Origin of the sequence: Frankia sp. BMG5.23 (assembly GCF_000685765.2) — a bacterium.
GTDB lineage: Bacteria > Actinomycetota > Actinomycetes > Frankiales > Frankiaceae > Frankia > Frankia casuarinae.
Genome location: NZ_JDWE01000069.1, coordinates 1 through 18,220 on the forward strand (window position 1 = coordinate 1; position 18,220 = coordinate 18,220).

Genomic DNA, 18,220 nt, shown 5'->3' on the forward strand with positions numbered 1-18,220 from the left:
GGTTCGCCGGGGAGACCGCCACGACCAGCGGCAGCCCGCCCGCGTCGGTCAGGACATGGATCTTCGAGCCCGGTTTGCCGCGGTCGACCGGGTTCGGACCGGTCAGGCTTCCCCCTTTTTTGCCCGCAGGCTGGCCGCGTCCACGATCGCCGATGACCACCGGAGCGGCCACACGAGACACGCTCTATGTGCAGGTGCTGGCCCGGTTGACCAGCGGGCTGCACTTTCAGCGCCGGGATCTTCCCGCGGAGCCGGCCGCGGGCCAGCTCCGCCAGATACTCGGGGTTCCGCTCCCCGGCGATCATCTTCTCCAGGATCGCCCGGCCGGAGACTCCCAGCGGCTGGGAGGCGACGCTGGTGAGTTTCACCCCGGCGTCCTGCATCAGCTTCTCCAGCCGCTGGACCTCGCGGGTCTTCTCCTCCACGACCGTGCGCCGCGCCCGGGTGAGGTCGCGCAGGTCCCGGAACGGCTTCGGGGGAACGAACGACGGCCGGACCAGGCCGTGCGCGACGAGGTCCGCAAGCCACGCGGCGTCGGCCACATCCGTTTTCCGGCCTGGTACGTTACGGACATGCGCGGCGTTGAGAAGCCAGCATTCGAACTGGTCTTCCAGCAGGCGGAAGACAGGTTTCCAGTAAACCCCTGTTGATTCCATTCCCACGACCGTGACCTTGTTCTGGGCCAGCCAGTCCGCGAGGAGACCTAACGAACCCCCGGTCGTGGTGAACGTGCGGACCTCGACTTTCGGATGCGCCGGGATAAACCGGCCTTAGGATAAGGAGTAGCGATCCACGACGACCCCGAGCCATGTGGCTGCTTCCGCAAGGGGGCGGCTGAAGCGTTGGTAGGGGCACGTGTAGGCCAGGCTATTGAGCCGCGAAATGAGAAGACCGGGTGCGCCGACGTGGTCGAAAGCACGGAAGGCAACACCGTCGCGAGCGCTAGACGCGAGTTCGGGACGGGCCCCGCGCGGTCGGAGAACCATGGCATGCACGGAATCCTCAGGCACGAGAACCGGGAGATCCCGTACCCGCCCGTCGGTGTGATGGCCGGCGGGCCGTCCAGGGAACGCCAAGGCGGTAATCCTGGGATGCACGGGTGCGGGAGGTCAGACACGCCCATAGTACCTGTGAACCAGCCGAACAGAGCCGCGAGAGTGGTTGCGGAGGCGGGGGAGGAAAGGGCGTGGCCAAGGGGAACACGGCCAGCGAAACACGTTCCGGACGCAGAGCCGGGTCAGGCGTGTCAAACCCGTTGGTCCGTGTGCGCCAAGCCGCACGGCGGGACAGGAAGATGCGGTTCACCGCGCTGCTCCACCATGTTGATCTGGCTCGCCTGGAGGCGGCGTTCCGGGCGGTTCGCCCGAAGGCCGCGCCGGGCGTGGATGGGGTGACGTGGGAGGAGTACGAGCAGGACCTCCAGCGCAACCTGGTCGGCCTGCACGACCGGATCCACTCGGGGCGCTACCGGGCGAGTCCCTCGCGGAGGGTGTACATCGCGAAGGCGGACGGGCGGCGGCGGCCGCTCGGCATTGCCACGCTGGAAGACAAGATAGTCCAGCGGGCCGTCGTCGAGGTGCTCAACGCGGTCTTCGAGGAGGACTTCGTCAACTTCTCGTACGGGTTCCGGCCCGGGCGTAGCCAGCACATGGCGCTCGACGCGCTCGCGGTCGGTATCCAGCGGAAGAGGGTGAACTGGGTTCTTGATCTTGATATTAAGGAGTTCTTTTCGAGCCTCAACCATCAGTGGCTCGTCAGGTTCCTTGAGTACCGGATCGCGGACAAACGGCTCCTGCGCCTCATCGAGAAGTGGTTGCGTGCGGGAGTGGTAGAAAACGGCGAGTGGGCGGAGACGACGGTCGGATCACCGCAGGGGGCTTCGGCGTCGCCGTTGCTCGCTAACGTGTACCTGCACCACGTCTTCGACCTGTGGGCGCAGTGGTGGCGGAATCACAATGCGCACGGAGATGTCATAGTCGTACGTTTTGCCGATGACGCGATCGTCGGGTTTCAGGCCGAGGACGACGCGCGGCGGTTCCTTGCTGATCTCCGTGAGAGGTTCGCGAAGTTCGGCTTGGAGTTGCACCCTGACAAGACCCGGTTGATCGAGTTCGGGTGGTTCGCCGCCGTGAACCGGTCGCGCCGTGGGGAGGGCAAGCCCGAGACGTTCAGCTTCCTGGGCTTCACGCACCTGTGTGCGACGGGGAAGAAGGGCTTCTTCTGGGTGAGGCGTGTCACGGACAAGCGGCGTATGGCGGCGAATCTCCGGGAGATCAACACCGAGGCGAAGCGGCGCCGTCACCAGCCCATCCCCGATCAGGGGCAGTGGTTGCGCAGCTTTGACGCCACTACCCAAGGCAGGAGCCCAGCGCGGTAGTTCCGCTCGCTGGGATCTGTGCGGGGGCCGCCCGTAAGGGCGGTCCCCACCGCGATCGGTTTTCTTGCCCGGACTGGATCCGCACCGCCGCGGCCACCGTGTCCCGATGAACGTCGAGCCCCGCGCAGCGCGGGAACACAACCTCCACCCCTACCTCCCTTCCCAACCAGGAAACACCCTCCAAGGTGCGTTACCCGGGGAAGCCTGAACACGGAAACTGAGGAACGCGCTCACGGCAGCAGGAACAAGTGCCCCAGGCCTCCGCCGCCATACTCAAACACGGGCTCGTCCGCACCAGAGACAGCCGACGTCGACCGGGCAACGCCCCACCATCATCCCAGACACGGCCCGGCACCCAGCAAACAGCCCACCGCAGCCCCATCAAATTCTCAGACAAAATCATCCTGTGGCTATCCGACGTTCCACAGCCGCACGGTGCGCTCGTTGCCGCCGCTGGCCAGCGGTGTGCCCGTCCGGGCGAAACGCCCCCGACAACACCCCGTCGGTGCGTACGAGTGGCGGGCGGCACCCTGGAGCGTCTTCCAGGCCAGGCGAGCAGCCCGGTCAACGGTTCGGGAACCGGGTCACCCAACGGCGCTGCCAGGGGGTCTCGACGGCCCGGTGGTGATGGTGTTCCCGGGTCCAGGCGACAGCGTCCGGTGGGTCCAGTCCGGCCAGAACGGCGAGGCAGGCAAGGACGGTGCCGGTGCGGCCGACGCCGCCCCCGCAGGCGACTTCGACCGCCGTGCCGGCCCGTGCCTGCTCGTGCAGCGCCCGGATGTGCCGGGCGGCCTGGTCCTGGTCACGGGGACAGGAGGAAGTCGGGCCAGTCGATCCACGTGCGCGGCCAGTCCAGCTCCCCGTCGTGGCGGCGGCGAAGACGGCTGGTTCCCAGGTAGAGGCCGAAGTCAGGCACCGGTCCCCTCGGTAGCGGGCGGCGCAGACCGCGGCCGCGTACCCGGCAGCCGTCCGGAAGCCGCAGGGCCCGCACGAGCGGCGGGCCGCTCACCGGGCCACGCCTGCGACCTGCCCGGCTGATCGAGAACTCCACATCTGGCCCTCCGTCTGTCCGTCGCATCCCGCCACCCCGCCACCCCGCCACCCCGCCACCCCGCCACCGTCAACCATCCTGACACAGAGCGGTTCGACCAGGACGAGGCACGCAGCTGACCGGCACCGGCTGCAAAAGGCAAAGGCAAGGAGGTTGCCCGCTCCTTGCATCCGACCCTACCCGAGCTGGAATACCCGAATCGGCGGATCCGGATCACGAAACCGGGCAGACTGGTGCCTTCACCGCCAGCCGGTCGAAGAACACGGGCCGGTAGATAGCGGAACGCTGGAAGAGCCCCTACGCAAAAATCTGACAGGCTCTCACTGCTACATCAGGCTGGAAATCCTCGCCAAATCCGACCCGGCCGGCGACGGACTCACACGACACGCACAAGATAGCCGTGATACCACGACCACTCACCGCATAACCTGAACACGGAGGATCGCGCAGGGACGATCTTCTAACACCACACCAGCGGACGTGACCCGAACATCGATCGGGAGAGGAATCCGATGACGCGCAAGCACCTCGTCAGCACAGCAGCGAGCGCTGCACTTGCCGCCGGGCTGGCCCTGACCGGCGCAGCACCGGCCCGGGCAACTACCGCCCACGTCGCCCGCAGCGTGGCCACTCCCGACTCCCGCGCCTCCTACCGGCTGTGGACCCAGCGCGGATACGGGTACGCCGACGTTACCAAGACCTGGTCTGCCCAAAAGGGCTACCCGGGCTTCTACCATGGCACCGTCTCAGGCTGGGTCTACCATTACCACGCTCCCGCCAACCGCAAGGTCGCGGTGCAGGTGAGCGCCGACGGCCGTGTTTTTCCCCCGGAGGGCGCGACATCGAGCTACCGGTACTTCTCCGTCAAGTACGCCTACACCAAGCGGGTTCTGGTCCGCGCCTGCCTGTACCGCTCCGGCGCCAAGGGCGTGTCCTTCTGCGGCCCCTGGAAGTGACCAGCGGGCATTCCCCGTTGGCCGCCGTCAACTCCGCGCTCCGCGCGTCCTGCGACGCGCTGCCCGCGGCCAGGTGCGCGATCCACACCGGCCAGGTGAACCCGGGACAGGACGCCCGGGCGTGGAGTGGGTAGGCCTGTTGAGGTGGACGGGCGGGCCTCGCGTCCTCCTGCCCGACGATTAGCGTTAGCGTCGTTGTGCCTGCTCAGGGGCGGATGCGCCGGCTGGCCGCGAGGAGCGCCAGCGCCGCGACCTGCACGGCGGCGGTGACGGCGATGAGGGCGGGGATGGACAGGTCGTAGAGCGCGCCGGCCAACGCGCCGCCGCCGGCGGTGGTCGCGCCGACCACGCCGGCGAAGACGCCGTAGGCGCTGGCCCGGCGGGCGGGCGGGACGAGGTCGGCGACGGTGGCCCGCAGGGTGGATTCCTGCACGCCGATGGCCGCTCCCCACACCAGCGTCCCGGCGACGGCCAGCGCGGGGGTGTTGGTGAACGCCAGCGCCGGGACGGCGGCGGCCAGCGGCGGCAGCACGGCGAGCACACCGGGGCCGTGGCGGTCGTAGGCCCAGCCGGTCGCGAGCGCGGCGAGGGCGTCGACGCCCATGGCCGCGGCGTACACGACAGGCACCGCGGCCACCGGCAGCAGGCCACGGGTGACCGCGTGGAAGGACAACACGCCGAACGTCGCCAGCCCGGTGGTGGTCGCGGCCGTGAACCCGGCATACGTCCAGAAGGCCCGGGGTAGTCGGGCCCGGGGCGCGGCGGCCGGGCCGGTACGGGGGACGGGCACGGCCGGCGGCTCGTCCGGCTCGTAGCCGGCCGGGTCGGGCACGCGGGCCCGCAGCCAGAGCAGAACAGCAAGGACACCCAGGCCGGGCAGGGCCAGGACGCCGAGCGCCGGGCCGTAGCCGGCGCCGGAGGCGAGCACCGCGGCGACGAGCAGCGGCCCGGCCAGCGCGCCGAGCTGGTCCATCGCCTCGTGCACGGCGAACCCGCGGCCCCGGCCGGTGGCGGCGGTCGCGTGGGAGAGCAGCGCATCCTTGGCCGGGCTGCGAACCGCCTTCCCGACCCGTTCGGCGATCACCAACAGGCCGGCCGCCCACAGCACGCCGGTCACGCCGAGCAGGGGCACGGCGGCGACGGTCAGCGTGTAACCGGCGATCGTCCACGCCCAGAACCGGCCGGTGCGCTCCGCCAGCGGCCCGCAGACCAGCCGGGGCAGCAGCGCCGCGGCCTCGCCCACCCCGGTGACGACACCGACCACGACCGCCGACGCGCCGAGGGAGGCCAACAGCGGCCCGGTGACCGACCGGGCGCCTTCGTAGACGACGTCCGCCAGCATGCTGACCACGCCGAAGACCAGGACAAACCGCCACGGCCGTAGCCTGACCGCGGCGGCGGGCGCTGTGCTCGTGCCGTGCGCCGGTCGGATCATCCCCACACCGCCCGCGCCAGGGCCGCGCCGAGAGCGGCGGCGCCGAACGCGGCGAGCACACTGCCGGCGACGTTGGCCGCGGCCAGCAGCCGGGCGCCGTCCTCGGCCAGCCGCAGCGTTTCGTAGGAGAACGTCGAGTAGGTGCTCAACGCCCCGCACAGCCCGGTCCCCACCAGCGACACCACCTGCTCCGACGCCACCCACGCCGGCGGCGCGCCCGCGCCCGCGGCGCCGGCGACCAGGCCGAGGAGCAGACTGGCCGTGACGTTGACGGTGAACGTACCCCAGGGAAAGACCGTGTCGTGTCGGGTCTGCACCGCCCGGTCGGTCAGATAGCGCAGCGGCGCACCGGCCGCGGCCCCGGCGATCACCAGCAGCCAGTTCACCGACTCGCCTCCCGGCCGACGTAGCGGATCACTTCGACCTCGTCGAGGATGACCAGCCCCTCGGTGACGAGTTCATCGAGTTGCGGGAGGAAGGCCCGTACCCGTTGCTCGTCATCGACGATGACCACCGCCACCGGCAGGTCCTCGCTCAGCGACAGCAGCCGGGCGGTGTGCACGATCGAGGATGCGCCGAACCCCTCCACGCCCCGGAACACGCTCGCCCCGGCCAGCCCGGCGCGGTGCGCCCGGTGCACGATCTCGCTGGCCAGCGGCCGGTGATGCCACACGTCGCTCTCCCCGACGAACACCGTCAGCCGCAACGCCCGGCCGCTCAACCTCATCACGCCCGCCTTCCCGCGACCCGTCGCGTCCTCGCCACGAACCATCGCATCGCAGCCGCCGCCGCCCACACCGCGCCCAGCGCGGCGAGGACGCTCAGCACCAGGTACGCCAGTGCCAGCCCGGTCCGCCCGCCGTCCACCAGCCGCTGCGCGTCGAGCGCATACGTGGAGAAGGTGGTGAACCCGCCCAGCACCCCGGTGCCCAGGAACGGGCGGACCAGCGGATGCACCGTCCGCACGTCGGTGATCAGCACCATCAGCACACCGATCGCCGCGCAACCGGCCGTGTTCACCGCCCAGGTGGTCCACGGGAACGTGCCCGGCATCGTCGGCCACACCAGCGACGCCCCGTACCGGGCACATGCCCCCACCGCCCCACCGGCCGATATCACCGCCAGCAGCAGGACCGCGACCGGCGCGTGACGAAGCTGCCGGCGCCGCACCGGGACAGGCCCATCACCATCAGGGTCGGTGCCATCAGGGTCGGTCGGTGCACCGACCGTCTGCTCGGTGTCGTCCACGCCCGCCCCCTACCTGCGCGACACCCGGGCCAGCCAGGCATGACTTGTCACAGGTAGGGACCGTTGGCGGCGCGCTGCCGCGGTTCGGGTCCGGCGGGCCCCACCGCCGCGCGGTGACCGAAAGCCGCCGCCGTCACACCATACCGGCTTCACTGCCACCGGTTCACCGCCACCGGTTCACCGCCACCGGTTCACCGCCACCGGTTCACCGCCACCGGTTCACCGCCACCGGTTCACCGCTACCGCCGGACGTCGTCAGCCCCCACCAGGATGCCGGCAGCCGCCAGGCCGGGCGGGTGCCGGCCTGCCCGGCCTGGCGTGCTCAGGCGGCAGACAGGAGTTCCCCGATGAGTTTTTCGACGCGGGCGCGGATGTCGTCGCGGATGGGTCGGACGGCGTCGAGATCCTGGCCGGCGGGGTCGTCGAGTGCCCAGTCCTCGTAGCGGATGCCGGGGAAGACGGGGCAGGTGTCGCCGCAGCCCATGGTGATGACGACGTCAGAGGCCTCGACGGCGTCAACGGTGAGGATTTTCGGGGTTTCGGCGGTGATGTCGATGCCGACCTCGGCCATCGCGGCGGCGGCGACGGGGTTGATCCGGTCGGCGGGTATGGAGCCGGCAGAGCGGACCTCGATCTTCCCGGCGGCGAGACGGGTCAGCCAGCCGGCGGCCATCTGGGAACGGCCGGCGTTGTGGACGCAGACGAACAGCACCGAGGGCTTCGCAGACACGACGGTGTCCTTTCCGGTCGGGTTGCCCAGGTCGATCACGAGACACCTCCAGGAAGACGTGAAGGGGCGGCGCTGTTGGGTGCCACGGCGCTGTCCGGGTGGGTGAGCAGCACCCCGGCGGCCTGCGCCGGGCCGGCGGGAGTCGGCGGGTAGAGCAGCCGCACCAGCCCGTAGCCGACCGCGCCGCCCACCGCCTGGGCGGCGATGAACGCGGGCACCGAGGCGGGGGCGATCCCGGCGAAGGTGTCGGAGAACATCCGCCCGATGCTGATCGCCGGATTCGCGAAGCTGGTGGAACTGGTGAACCAGTAGGCCGCGCCGATGTAGGCGCCGACCGCGGCCGGTGCCCGCTCACCCCGCCCGGACCGCACCAGCGCGAAGATCAGCAGGATGAGGCCGGCGGTCGCGACGACCTCGGCGAGCAGATGCGCCCCGGACGCCCGGTGATGCGTGGAGATCGACACCGCCGACCGGTCGAATATCAGGTTCGCCAGCACCGCCCCGGCGACGCAGCCGAGGATCTGGGCGGGCAGGTAGGCGACGGCGTCCCGCCACGACAGCCCCCCAAACGCGGCGTCAACCACCGTGACCACCGGGTTGACATGCGCCCCGGACACCGGCCCAACCATCAGAATGATCGCGTAGAGGCCGGCGGCGGTCGCCGCGGCGTTCTCGACCAGCTGCAGGCCTGTCTGGTCCGGGCTGAGCTGCGCCGCGGCGATCCCCGACCCGACAACCAACGCGGCGAGCAGCATGGCGCCCAGCGCTTCGGCGGCCAACCGCCGCACCAGCGGCGGCCGGCCCTCCCCGTTGTCTGTCACCGTTCGCTCTCAGTGACCGGTGCCGGCGGTGGCCGGCTCGATCGTCACCGCCGGCACCGTGGGAGCGCACACCGGCCCACAGCCACACGCCGACCCGGGAGCACCCCCGGCCCCCGGTTCCACGGTGCGCAGCTGCGGGCCCGCGCCCTCGGCGATATCGGCGAGCACCGTGTAGATCTCCCACGGCGCACCGTCCGGATCATCCACCCACACCTTGTCCTGCAGCGCGTAGCAGCAGGCGGTGTTCTCCTCCACCGCCGTCACCAGCCCCGCCTCCCGCAGCCGGCTGGCGGCGGCCGAGACCTCCTGCGAGGTCTCGATCTCCACCCCGAGATGGTTCAACGCCCCCGCCACCCCCGCGCCGCGGGCGTCCGGGTTCTCGATCAGCACCAGCTTCAACGGCGGCACGTCGACGGCGAAGTTCGCATATCCCGCCCGCCGCTTCGCCGGCCCGACCCCGAACAGCGTCGTGTAGAACTCCACCGCCGCGTCCACGTCCGAGACGTTCAACGCCAACTGCACCCTGGCCATCCAGCCCACCCCTTACATCGACACCCATCTATGTTCTTGCGGGCCGAGGATGACCGCAAACATAGACGTCTGTCAATGGCTGGGGCATGTCGGCGGCACGGCGACCGCCTCCCCACCGGCGGGCCTCCCGGTCGTCGACCCGGTCATCACCCCCGCGGCGGCCGGCCCGCCCGGTCTCGCCGGGAGGATCTTCGCGTGCCGCGCTCCACTCGCCCGCGCCCCGCTGTGCGCCGACCGGGGCCGGCGACCGTTACGCCGGCCCGCGCACCGGCGAAGTCGTCGCCTTTCCGGATAATCCTCACGGTGAGCCTGAATCGCAAAGGCCATGAATCGCAAAGGCCCTGAATCACGAAGACGCTGAATCACGAAGACGCTGAATCACGAAGACGCTGAATCGCGCAGACCGAGAGAAGACCGAGACTCAAGAGCCCGCCGCTGTCGGGACGTCAGGGCAGATCGTACCGCGCTTCGGGAGTATCAGGTCGACCAGGTAACGCTCGACAGCCTGGCGGACGCAGCCACTGTCCTGGAAGTAGGCGGTGTGCGTGTAGGAGCGCCATGTCAACAGCACGCTGTTGGCGAGTTGACGGGCGAGGGACACAGCCCCGGAGTAGGGCGTTGCCGGGTCGCCGGTGCTGCCGACGAGGAGAATCGGCGCAGCGCCGGTGGCGTGGAACGGTCCGGTGTAGCGGGAGGCAGCCTTAACCGGCCAGACCACACAGGCAAGGGCACCGAGACCAGAAAGCAAGCCGAAATGGGGACTCTCGCGGTTGAGTTCGTCAGCAAGTCGCTGGTAGGCGCCCACGGTCGGGAAGACCTTGTCGGCGCAGGTGATGGCCGTATGCGCGGCGATGGCCGTATGCGCGACATCGGCGCTGGTGGAGGTGCTGTACGGCAAGGGGAGGATGGCCCCGATCGGGTCCTGCGCTGCGAAGGAGAGCAGCTTGGAACCGTCGTTGTTGTCGTCGGCCAGTGCCAATGCTTCCGCGAGCCGCGGCCACATGGCATGGGAGTACAGCGCGGACCGGACCCCGATCATGGCGGTCACCCAGTTGAGCGTGCGGGCGGCGCCGGTGTCCTTACCGCCGGCCGGGATCGGCTTCTCGATGAGCCGTTCGACCAGGCGGTCGAAGGCGCCGGCCGGGTCGCCGTGGCCGAAGCCACAGTTGGGCCGGGCCTTGCAGTCGGCGAGGAATGCGCCCAGCGCGGTCTCGAAGCCCTGCGCCATTCGGCGTAGGTCCTCCTGCGGTTGGTTCATCCACACGTTCGGATCTTCTACGCCGTCCAGCACCAGCGCCCGGATCCGGGTCGGGAACATGCTGGCGTAGGTGGCGCCCAGCACGGTGCCGTAGGATCCCCCGTAAGAGGTGATCTTGTCCTCGCCGAGCGCGGCTCGCAGCAGATCGAGATCCCGGGCCGCGGCCTCGGTCGACAGGTACGGCAGTTCAGCACCGCTGAACCGTACACAGCCCTGCGCCCACTGACGCCTGTCGTCAACCAGCTCCTGGTACACGTCGTCATCCTCACTCCCAGCGCGGGAAGCGCGGGAGTCGATCGCGAACGGGGAGGTGGCGGCCGGCGGATCATTATCCTGCCCGCTGCTGCAACGGACCGGCGCGCTCCCACCGACACCCCGCTGGTCGAACCCGACGATGTCGAAACGGTCGCGCAACGACGCGCCGAAGAAGCCCAGCCAGTCGCGGATGAACCCGACTCCCGACTGGCCCGGCCCACCGGCCAGCATCACCAGCGAGCCGATCCGCCGGTGTGGCTGGCGAGCCGGAGCACGGATCAACGCCAGGTTGATCGTGCCTGCGGCAGGCCTGGCGTGGTCCAACGGAACGGGCAGAGTCGCGCACTCCAACCCGTTCTCACACGGTTTCCAGGTTAGCTTTGTCCGGGTGGCCGCGGCGGCGGACCCAGACAAGCCCGACCCTGATATACCGGTCAGCAGCGGCAGGCTTACCGCAAGCACGGCAGCAAGGAATGGGCGTGGTATACGGGCTGATCGGGACGGGCGCATCTGGCCTCCGCTCTCCGGTTCGGTCGAGTGCGTGGCGCTTGCGCCCACCTGCCAGCATGAGCATGCATATAGGCCTCGTTCCAGGAACTCGCCCTCACCCGGCCGGGTGGCGTCAGCGAGCTTTACCGCCGGAAATGTCGCGCAGCCCGTACCCGAGGTAGGTGAGCGAGCGTCTGCCGAACCCTCCCGGCTCCCCTTTTCGTCTTCTCGCCGTGACGGCGGCGGCCACGACCCGCCCGCGGGCGCCAAGACGGGTGTTGGCCGCGGTGGAGCCGCCGGGCCGGTGTGCTGCCCCGTCCCCTCGTTACCGTCGCACGGCATGCCGTCGGGTGCGACCGGGGACTGACACATCGTGGTTCCTCACCAGCTCACCCTGGCCTGGCGCCGTGACGATCGGCGCTAGATCGTGACCGACTGCCACTCCCGCGGCCCTCACGGACCCGGCCGAGGCGACATCCGTCGTGCTCGCCCCATCCGGGCCGGACCAGCTCACGGGCGGAGATCCAACAGGCGCACCGGCTGACCCGCCCACCGGTCCGGCGCCGCCGTCGCGATCACCGCGCCCTCGGGACGCTCCGGGGCGGGCTCGGCCACGTACCGCACGTGCGCCGGCGCCCACCCGGTATCACGGGCCACCGCGAGCGCGGCCGCCAGGTCCAGCTCCACGATCGTCACCGCGGGCAGCGCGGCGATGTGCTCGGCGGTCCCCGGCCGGGCCCGGTCCGCCTCCACCAGCGCACACGCCGGCGCGTACAGAAAGTGCCCCGGCCCGGTGTGAGCGCGTTGGATCAGCCGGGAGGCCAGCACGTTGCCGTAGCCGGCCGAGACCATCGCGGTCTCGTCCAGCACCACATGCAGCGCGTCGCTCACCGTCCCAACGCCCGTGCCAGCCGCCGGTCCAGCTCGGCGTCGGCCTGCGCGGCCTCCTCCTCCGTCGGGTCGTAACCACTCCACTCCCGCAGCACCGCCCGCGCCCGCTCGGCGCGCTCAGCCCGCTCCGCTGGCGTCAGCAGCGTGCTCGCCAACCGGGCCAGATACGCCCGCAACGACAGCCCCTCCGCCGCCGCCACCTCAGCCAGCCGATCCCGCGCCTCCGCCGGAATCCGCACATTCGCATCCGCCATGGACAGCCTCCTTTCACCCACCCCACAGGATACGGGTACGTTCGCGTACCCGTATCGAACCCCGGCTACCTGGTAGCGGCGGCCAGCCAGATCAGGGGCGCAGAACTGCCGGCCCGGCCAGCATTTTCGCTGTGATGATCGCGTTGGTGACGACAGTGAGGCAGCGGGCCTGGTCGGTCTGCTGCTCGGGCCCGGAAAGCCGCTACCCTCAAGGCCGTTATCCTCTGCTGCAACCGACCGGAGCGGGGGAAACGATCTTCACCTACGAGTTCGCCACGGTGGAATGGTTGTGGGACCAGGGGTCCATCCGGGTCAACATGCCCCGGGGTAAGGAGCGGATGTTCCCCGGCAGCTACGACGAGCTGGTCACGGTACTGTCCGACCTCGGCGGCCAGGGCTGGGACGTGGCCACGTGCGCGGCCACCGGGAACTGGCTGTTCTGGACGCTGCGGCGGCAACGCTGATGTCGGGCTGAATGGGACGGGGGTTGACGTGGCGAACCTGCGCGGCTCGCCAGCCGTGCCCGCGGCGGCGGGTCAGCAGAAGGCGACCATCTCGCGTAGCCACTCGCCCAGCTTGGCGATTTCGGTGGCCGACGCGGTGCCCAGCGGTGTGGACCGGGTGAACCGTTGGGTGGATACCGCCGTGATCTCCTCGGTGCGTGCCCAGCTCGGCCGGTCCAGGCCGGACTCGGGCGAGTCGATGCGCACGTGATGGTCCAGGCCCCGGTCCCGCGCGGTCAGGGGCACCACGAGGGCCATGTCGATCGGGAACCGGCAGTGCGTCGCCGAGCCGACCACCACGGCCGGGCGCGGGCCGCCCTGCTCGTGCCCGATCGGCTGACCGAAGTCCACCAGCCACACCTGCCAGGACGCGAGGCTCAGCGCCCGGCTCACCGGTGGTACTCCGGATACTCCTCACGTGCATCCGGCAGGCCGTCGCCGGCCGCGTCGTCGGTCAGCCGCGCCTCGGCCCGGTAGCTGGCCCACTCCTCGGGGTCGGCGCGCAGCTCCTCGTACCGCCGCATGATGCGGCTGATCTTGTGTTCCTTGACCAGGCGCCGGACCGCCTCGCCCAGCGGCACGCCATGGAAGTCCCGCTCGGCGATCTCCGCCAGTTCGTCGCGTAGCCCGCTGTCCAGCTGCATAGATGTCGTAGCCATACACTCCAGTGTGGCACGTGCTATGGACCAAGCTATGGCCATGGGTCGAGCTGCGGCCGTAGACCGACTCGGTCATGGTCAAGGACGCTGGCCGCTTCGTGCTGTGGGTCGCCCATGTCGCCCGTGCTCGGCGCGATGGTGCCTACGGGGCTCGATGCCCGGCCGCAGGTCCCCGGCCGCACCAGCCTGATCGGGCACGGTTCGGATCGCCGTTCCCCGCGCCAGACATACGCTCGGACGAACGTTGACGTCGTCAAGCGTCGCCCGCGCCCGACCGGCCGATGCGCACCCGGCCGGCATTCCGGGTGACGTGCACCTGCTGTGACCAGCCACGTGCCCTGACCACTCACGTGCCCTGACCATCGGACCGGCTTCGGACAGAACGACGTATCGAGCTCCTGACCCGGGGAGGGACGGGGCCGCCGGCAGGACCACGCGGCACAGGGAAACGGTGGTCCGATCGGAACACGTCACCGGATGTTGCTTTCGTATACCTCATGACACACACAGTAAACACTACCCTTACGTTAGGGTTGAATGGTGTCGGTGCGTGATCGCCCACGAGGCCGGCGATCGAGCAGCGTCACCGGCGCCGGATGTCCACGGAAAACGGATGTTCGGTGGGAAAGGAACGTCCGGAGGAAAGGGACCACACCGCATGACCGATCAGCACCCACCGTTCGCCAGGTCTCCCCGCCGGGTCCCCCACCAGCGAAGCCCCACAGCGGAGCCGATACCCGTACCCACACCCAGGGCCGGCACGCTGGCCGCGGCCTTCGATCCTCACCGCAACAACCTCAACGCGCTGCGTCTCATCCTGGCCGGCGCGGTGCTCGTGTCCCACTCATGGCTGTTCGTCCGGGGAGAACCGGATCCGTTGACACGTCTGCCCGGTGCCCCCGACCTCGGCACGTTCGCCGTGGACGGCTTCTTCCTCCTCAGCGGCTTCCTGATCATCCGTAGCCACCTGCGGGCACCATCCACCGCCCGTTTCCTCTGGCACCGGTTCCTGCGGGTCGTGCCCGCCTTCTGGGTCTGCCTCGCGCTGACCGCCGTCGCGATCGGTCCACTGCTGTGGCGCCTGAACCGGGGCACCACCGCCGGCTACCCCTGGACCGGCCATGACTCGGCGGTCCGCTACCTGCTCGTCAACGCGGCGCTGAAGATGAACCAGTTCAACATCGGCGACCTACGCGCCGGGCAGGCCGTGGACGGCCCCCTGCACACCCTGTTCTTCGAAGCGCTGTGCTACCTGATGGTCGGCGTTTTCGGCACGGTGGGGATCCTGCGCCGCCGCCGCGGGCTCGTCCTCACCCTCGCCGTCGGCGGGTGGCTGCTCGCCGTCGGCGGGGCGCTCCTCGGCGCCAACCGGCTCACCGACTCCCACATCCTGAAGTACACGGCCGTCTTCCTCATCGGGGCGGCGATGTTCCTCTACGCCGACCGCATCCCGCGCAGCCGGGCCCTACTCATCGCCGCCGCCGCCCTGCTCGCCGCGGGCCTGCTCATCCCCCACGCCTACCGGCCCCTCGCCCTGGCCCCGCTGGCCTACCTGCTGCTGTACGCCGGAACCGGACGGGGGCTGTCGCGGGTGGGGGCGCGCCGCGATCTGTCCTACGGCATCTACGTCTACGCCTGGCCGCTGCAACTGCTCCTGCTCGAAGCCGGGGTCGATGCGGGTATCGGTACGGGTGCCGTCGTCGTGCACATCGCGGCCTCCCTCGCCGTCACCTCCCTCGCCGCCCTCGCAAGCTGGTATGCCATCGAAGCACCCGCCCTTGCGCTGAAATCCTGGCAACCGCCGTCGCCAAGACGTTCGACGGACGCGGGTGCGGCGCACCTGTTCGTCCCGCGGAGCCGTTGACCCCCCGCAAAGGCCGACGCAACGCCCTACCCCACAGATGGATCTTCTAAGTAGCAGATCGTCCGGGTCGACGCAGCGGCCGAAGGATCCACGGTCGTGATCGATCCGGTGCCGGCGGTCCAGGCGGCGGCACCGGCCGGCGGTGCCCACGAGCGACTCGCCGCGGCTGGTGCCGCCGGGCTGGTGCTGCTCAGCAGCGGCAGCACCGGCACCCCGAAGGCGATCTTGCACAACCTAGACGCGATCATGGAAGACAAGCTCGGGAAACGGGCGCGCACCGGCGGTCGGCCCGCCAACATCCTCATGTTCCTGCTGTTCGACCACATCGGCGGCATCAACTCGCTACTCGGCGCGCTGCGCGCGGGCAACACCGCGATCGTGCCGCGGCAGCGGACGCCGGAGGAGATCTGCGCGCTGATCGAGCGATACCGGATCCGGTTGCTGCCCACCAGCCCGACCTTCCTGAACCTGATCCTCATCGGCGGCTAGGGTGAGTCCCCCTGCGTGGTGTAGATCGGGATCGGCTGGTCCTACGACTCCGAGGTGTTCTCCGGGGACCGGTTCTTCCTCTGCGGGGACGCCGCCTGCTTCACCGACCCGTTGTTCTCCCAGGGCGTCCACCTGGCCACCCAGTCCGCCGTCTCGGCGGCCGCCGCGATCGATCGGATCATCGCGCACGAGGACGAACTGGACGCCGTCCACCAGTGGTACGGGCGCAGCTACCGGGAAACCTACGAGCAGTACCACGAGTTCCTGGCGTCGTTCTACACGTTCGCCTCGTTCACCGAGCCGGAGTCGGAGTTCTGGCTGCGCCGCCGGATCAGCGAGTCGGACGACGACCGGCTGAACCGCAAACGATGGTTCGAACGGCTGGCCGCGGGCGACGACGACACCGACACAGCCCGGTCGGTCGCGGGCTTCCGGGACCGTGCCGCCACGATGATCTCCATCGGTCGGCACAAGCGCATGGATCTCAGCGACGAGTTCAGCGACGACGAACTCAACGGCGCGCGGGTCCGCTGGATCACCCACCTGACCAAGCAGCTGAACCGCATCACCTGGCTGCGCTGGAACGGCGACGAGGTCCTGCTGCGGCCGTACTACAAGGTCGAGCCGCTGAGTTTCCGGCTGGAACGCAAGCTGGTGATCGGGAACGAGCTGGGCCAGGACATGATCAAATATCCGTTGGAGGAAGAACACCGGCTCGTCTTCGAGGAACTCCTCAAGGACCGGGTCGGTTACCGGGCCCTGATCCGGCAGCTTGGTGACGCCGGAAGGCAGGATGTGAGCAGCCAGATCGTCATCCGGCTGATGGAGACGGGTCTGCTGACCGGTTTCGACAAGAACGACAACCGGGTCCACATCCAGGACCGCCTGCGCTTCGACGGCGTGGGCACCGACTACGAGGTGTGAGCATGGAGCCAGCGGACGGCATGGAGCCAGCGGGCGGCGGCGAGCCGGCGGTGACGTATGTCTTCATCGCCGGCATCGGGAACTCGGGGCCGGAGCACTGGCAGTACATGTGGTACAAGCGGGCCGGCAACGGGGTCTGGGTGGACCACGAGTCCTGGGACAACCCGGTGCGCGACGCCTGGGTGAAGGACCTCGACGACGTGCTCACGGCGATCGACGGGCCGAAGATCCTGATCGCGCACAGCCTCGGCTGCACGCTGGTCACCGAATGGGCGTGCGAGCATGCCGACGACGCCATCACCGGGGCCTTCCTGGTGGCGGTGCCGGACGTGGGCGGGCCGCGGTTCCCGACCGGCGCGGTCGGGTTCGGCCCGCCGCGACACGACCCGTTGCCCTTCCCGACCGTCATTGTCGCCAGCGAGAACGACCCGTACGGCTCGCTGGCGCATTCCGTGGCGGCCGCCGGGAGGCTCGGCGCCCGACTGGTCAACGTCGGCTCGCGGGGCCACCTCAACGCGGACTCCGGGCTGGCGGACTGGCCGGCGGGCTGGTCCGTCTTCCGTGACCACTTCGCGGGCTGACCGCACGCCGGCTGTAACGGCATCGGCCGTAACGGCATCGGCCGCTGTGAAACCGGGCCCCGGGGGCCGGGGGGAGAGAAGGCGGGCGTGAAGGTTCTGGACGCGGGGCAGCGCGACACCGGCACGGGGTTCCAGCGCTGGAGCAACGGTGATCTGGCGGCGGTGGTGGGGGCTGCGGGCGGGGTGGGGGTGTCGACGGTGGTGGGCCTGCTGGCGCCACGGCCTGTGAGTAAGTATTCGGAAGTCGTGTGAGGGCATGGTTGTGGGCGGCGTGACTGTGGGTCACGCCGCGCCGGGTGGTGGTCAGCCGGGTGGCTGTTTCCACGTGGCGAGGTCGTCGGGGCTGGCCAGCCAGGGCAGGAACCGGTCGAGGTCGGTTCCCTGTGGGGGTTTGCCGCCGGCTCGGCCGCAGGCGTCGAGGTAGGCGGTCAGGTAGGTCAGCGTGTTCAGTCCGTGCTTCTCGGCGGTGCCCAGGACGGTCCAGACGGCGGCGGCGAGGGCCGCGGCGTCGTCGGTGCGGGAGCCGTAGGCGTTCTTGCGGGTCACGACCGGGCGGCGCGGGGCGCGCTCCGCGGCGTTGTTGTCAAGATCTACCATGGGGTAGTCGCGGTGCGCGACGACCCCGTCCCACTCGCGTTCGAGGGTGGCGAGGGCGTCCTTCGCTGCGGGCTGTAGCCCTGGGGAGGCCTGCTGCTCGCGGCGGGCGGTGTCGATCGCCTCGATCGCGCCGTCCCAGGCGGTGTAGGCCTCGGCCAGCCGGGTGTCGGCGTCGGGGCCGGGGGTGTCGCGCGCTCGCGCCCACGCCGTGGCCAGTTCCCGGTGGGCTGTGTAGAGCGCGCGGAACCGGTCGAGCCAGGCCTTCTCCCAGTACTCCAGCTGGACCGGGTTCGACAGCCTCGCCCGC

The 18,220-nt window shown here is 70.0% G+C and carries 21 protein-coding genes and 3 pseudogenes; 8 read left to right on the forward strand and 16 right to left on the reverse strand.

What is annotated here, in order from left to right; all coding sequences use genetic code 11:
• Positions 1-165 (reverse strand): annotated as a pseudogene (locus BMG523DRAFT_RS26720) (IS5/IS1182 family transposase); the annotation flags it as partial.
• A gap of 62 nt (positions 166-227) precedes the next feature.
• A pseudogene (locus BMG523DRAFT_RS23610) lies at positions 228-740 on the reverse strand (transposase); the annotation flags it as partial.
• A gap of 554 nt (positions 741-1,294) precedes the next feature.
• Here BMG523DRAFT_RS23610 and ltrA point away from each other — a divergent pair.
• Positions 1,295-2,377 (forward strand): group II intron reverse transcriptase/maturase, encoded by a 1,083-nt coding sequence (ltrA, locus tag BMG523DRAFT_RS19695; protein WP_235187188.1) that lies wholly within the window; start codon positions 1,295-1,297, stop codon positions 2,375-2,377.
• Between the two features lie 564 nt (positions 2,378-2,941).
• Here the strand turns inward: ltrA and BMG523DRAFT_RS27510 are convergent.
• Positions 2,942-3,386, reverse strand: a pseudogene (locus BMG523DRAFT_RS27510) (protein-tyrosine phosphatase family protein).
• Positions 3,387-3,940: 554 nt separating this feature from the next.
• On the opposite strand from BMG523DRAFT_RS27510, the gene BMG523DRAFT_RS19705 reads away from it, so the two are divergent.
• Complete coding sequence (locus BMG523DRAFT_RS19705) at positions 3,941-4,384, forward strand: hypothetical protein (protein WP_011436734.1); 444 nt, start codon at positions 3,941-3,943, stop codon at positions 4,382-4,384.
• A gap of 205 nt (positions 4,385-4,589) precedes the next feature.
• Here BMG523DRAFT_RS19705 and BMG523DRAFT_RS19710 read toward each other — a convergent pair whose 3' ends face one another.
• The 10 genes from BMG523DRAFT_RS19710 to BMG523DRAFT_RS19755 form a co-directional block, all read right to left on the reverse strand.
• Entirely contained in the window at positions 4,590-5,819 is a 1,230-nt protein-coding gene (locus BMG523DRAFT_RS19710) for an MFS transporter (RefSeq protein ID WP_011436735.1), read from the reverse strand.
• On the reverse strand, positions 5,816-6,205 hold the full coding sequence (locus tag BMG523DRAFT_RS19715; protein ID WP_011436736.1) for a CrcB family protein: 390 nt from the start codon (positions 6,203-6,205) through the stop codon (positions 5,816-5,818). Before BMG523DRAFT_RS19715 ends, BMG523DRAFT_RS19710 begins: the two co-directional genes overlap by 4 nt.
• Positions 6,202-6,549 carry a DUF190 domain-containing protein gene (locus tag BMG523DRAFT_RS19720; RefSeq protein WP_035733534.1) on the reverse strand — a complete coding sequence of 116 codons (348 nt, stop codon included), beginning with the start codon at positions 6,547-6,549 and terminating at the stop codon, positions 6,202-6,204. Before BMG523DRAFT_RS19720 ends, BMG523DRAFT_RS19715 begins: the two co-directional genes overlap by 4 nt.
• Positions 6,546-6,989, reverse strand: a complete 444-nt coding sequence (crcB, locus tag BMG523DRAFT_RS19725) for a fluoride efflux transporter CrcB (protein WP_349256629.1) — start codon at positions 6,987-6,989, stop codon at positions 6,546-6,548. Before crcB ends, BMG523DRAFT_RS19720 begins: the two co-directional genes overlap by 4 nt.
• Positions 6,990-7,389: 400 nt before the next feature.
• A complete protein-coding gene (locus BMG523DRAFT_RS19730) occupies positions 7,390-7,797 on the reverse strand; it encodes an arsenate reductase ArsC (RefSeq protein WP_035959142.1) in 408 nt (135 codons plus the stop codon).
• Between the two features lie 35 nt (positions 7,798-7,832).
• A complete protein-coding gene (locus tag BMG523DRAFT_RS19735; RefSeq protein WP_043591934.1) occupies positions 7,833-8,618 on the reverse strand; it encodes an MIP/aquaporin family protein in 786 nt (261 codons plus the stop codon).
• Between the two features lie 9 nt (positions 8,619-8,627).
• Positions 8,628-9,149, reverse strand: a complete 522-nt coding sequence (locus BMG523DRAFT_RS19740; RefSeq protein WP_023840324.1) for an ArsI/CadI family heavy metal resistance metalloenzyme — start codon at positions 9,147-9,149, stop codon at positions 8,628-8,630.
• A 421-nt stretch (positions 9,150-9,570) separates the two neighbouring features.
• Entirely contained in the window at positions 9,571-11,013 is a 1,443-nt protein-coding gene (locus BMG523DRAFT_RS19745) for an alpha/beta hydrolase (protein WP_160172418.1), read from the reverse strand.
• Between the two features lie 648 nt (positions 11,014-11,661).
• On the reverse strand, positions 11,662-12,042 hold the full coding sequence (locus BMG523DRAFT_RS19750) for a hypothetical protein (protein ID WP_200923130.1): 381 nt from the start codon (positions 12,040-12,042) through the stop codon (positions 11,662-11,664).
• A complete protein-coding gene (locus BMG523DRAFT_RS19755; protein WP_023840322.1) occupies positions 12,039-12,296 on the reverse strand; it encodes a hypothetical protein in 258 nt (85 codons plus the stop codon). Before BMG523DRAFT_RS19755 ends, BMG523DRAFT_RS19750 begins: the two co-directional genes overlap by 4 nt.
• A gap of 146 nt (positions 12,297-12,442) precedes the next feature.
• Here BMG523DRAFT_RS19755 and BMG523DRAFT_RS19760 point away from each other — a divergent pair, with 146 nt between their 5' ends.
• On the forward strand, positions 12,443-12,760 hold the full coding sequence (locus BMG523DRAFT_RS19760) for a hypothetical protein (protein WP_198031033.1): 318 nt from the start codon (positions 12,443-12,445) through the stop codon (positions 12,758-12,760).
• Positions 12,761-12,832: 72 nt separating this feature from the next.
• On the opposite strand, the gene BMG523DRAFT_RS19765 is transcribed toward BMG523DRAFT_RS19760, so the two are convergent.
• Together BMG523DRAFT_RS19765 and BMG523DRAFT_RS19770 are read right to left on the reverse strand one after the other, a co-directional pair.
• Positions 12,833-13,192 carry a type II toxin-antitoxin system PemK/MazF family toxin gene (locus BMG523DRAFT_RS19765; RefSeq protein WP_035913129.1) on the reverse strand — a complete coding sequence of 120 codons (360 nt, stop codon included), beginning with the start codon at positions 13,190-13,192 and terminating at the stop codon, positions 12,833-12,835.
• On the reverse strand, positions 13,189-13,458 hold the full coding sequence (locus BMG523DRAFT_RS19770) for a hypothetical protein (protein ID WP_035733467.1): 270 nt from the start codon (positions 13,456-13,458) through the stop codon (positions 13,189-13,191). The genes BMG523DRAFT_RS19765 and BMG523DRAFT_RS19770 overlap by 4 nt, the downstream gene beginning before the upstream one ends.
• A gap of 658 nt (positions 13,459-14,116) precedes the next feature.
• Between BMG523DRAFT_RS19770 and BMG523DRAFT_RS19775 the strand changes: the two genes are divergently transcribed.
• From BMG523DRAFT_RS19775 to BMG523DRAFT_RS25475, 5 genes are all read left to right on the forward strand, one after another.
• Positions 14,117-15,322 carry an acyltransferase gene (locus tag BMG523DRAFT_RS19775; protein ID WP_011436750.1) on the forward strand — a complete coding sequence of 402 codons (1,206 nt, stop codon included), beginning with the start codon at positions 14,117-14,119 and terminating at the stop codon, positions 15,320-15,322.
• A 96-nt stretch (positions 15,323-15,418) separates the two neighbouring features.
• A complete protein-coding gene (locus BMG523DRAFT_RS24845) occupies positions 15,419-15,811 on the forward strand; it encodes an AMP-binding protein (protein ID WP_011436751.1) in 393 nt (130 codons plus the stop codon).
• 54 nt (positions 15,812-15,865) lie between these two features.
• A complete protein-coding gene (locus BMG523DRAFT_RS19785) occupies positions 15,866-16,735 on the forward strand; it encodes a tryptophan 7-halogenase (RefSeq protein ID WP_011436752.1) in 870 nt (289 codons plus the stop codon).
• A gap of 2 nt (positions 16,736-16,737) precedes the next feature.
• Positions 16,738-17,316, forward strand: coding sequence for an alpha/beta hydrolase (locus BMG523DRAFT_RS19790; protein ID WP_023840319.1), 579 nt, complete (start codon positions 16,738-16,740; stop codon positions 17,314-17,316).
• An 87-nt stretch (positions 17,317-17,403) separates the two neighbouring features.
• The gene (locus BMG523DRAFT_RS25475; protein ID WP_023840318.1) at positions 17,404-17,568 is read left to right on the forward strand and encodes a hypothetical protein; all 165 of its coding nucleotides are present in this window, start codon (positions 17,404-17,406) and stop codon (positions 17,566-17,568) included.
• Positions 17,569-17,619: 51 nt separating this feature from the next.
• Here BMG523DRAFT_RS25475 and BMG523DRAFT_RS19795 read toward each other — a convergent pair.
• Positions 17,620-18,220: transposase (locus tag BMG523DRAFT_RS19795; RefSeq protein WP_043591938.1), on the reverse strand; the 601-nt coding region annotated here is incomplete at its 5' end.

Excerpts from the sequence above, each read along its gene's own strand:
- ltrA (WP_235187188.1), top strand. The coding sequence starts at position 1,295 with ATGCGGTTCACCGCGCTGCTCCACCATGTTGATCTGGCTCGCCTGGAG.
- BMG523DRAFT_RS19705 (WP_011436734.1), top strand. The coding sequence starts at position 3,941 with ATGACGCGCAAGCACCTCGTCAGCACAGCAGCGAGCGCTGCACTTGCC.
- BMG523DRAFT_RS19710 (WP_011436735.1), bottom strand. The coding sequence starts at position 5,819 with ATGATCCGACCGGCGCACGGCACGAGCACAGCGCCCGCCGCCGCGGTC.
- BMG523DRAFT_RS19740 (WP_023840324.1), bottom strand. The coding sequence starts at position 9,149 with ATGGCCAGGGTGCAGTTGGCGTTGAACGTCTCGGACGTGGACGCGGCG.
- BMG523DRAFT_RS19755 (WP_023840322.1), bottom strand. The coding sequence starts at position 12,296 with ATGGCGGATGCGAATGTGCGGATTCCGGCGGAGGCGCGGGATCGGCTG.
- BMG523DRAFT_RS19770 (WP_035733467.1), bottom strand. The coding sequence starts at position 13,458 with ATGGCTACGACATCTATGCAGCTGGACAGCGGGCTACGCGACGAACTG.
- BMG523DRAFT_RS19775 (WP_011436750.1), top strand. The coding sequence starts at position 14,117 with ATGACCGATCAGCACCCACCGTTCGCCAGGTCTCCCCGCCGGGTCCCC.
- BMG523DRAFT_RS19790 (WP_023840319.1), top strand. The coding sequence starts at position 16,738 with ATGGAGCCAGCGGACGGCATGGAGCCAGCGGGCGGCGGCGAGCCGGCG.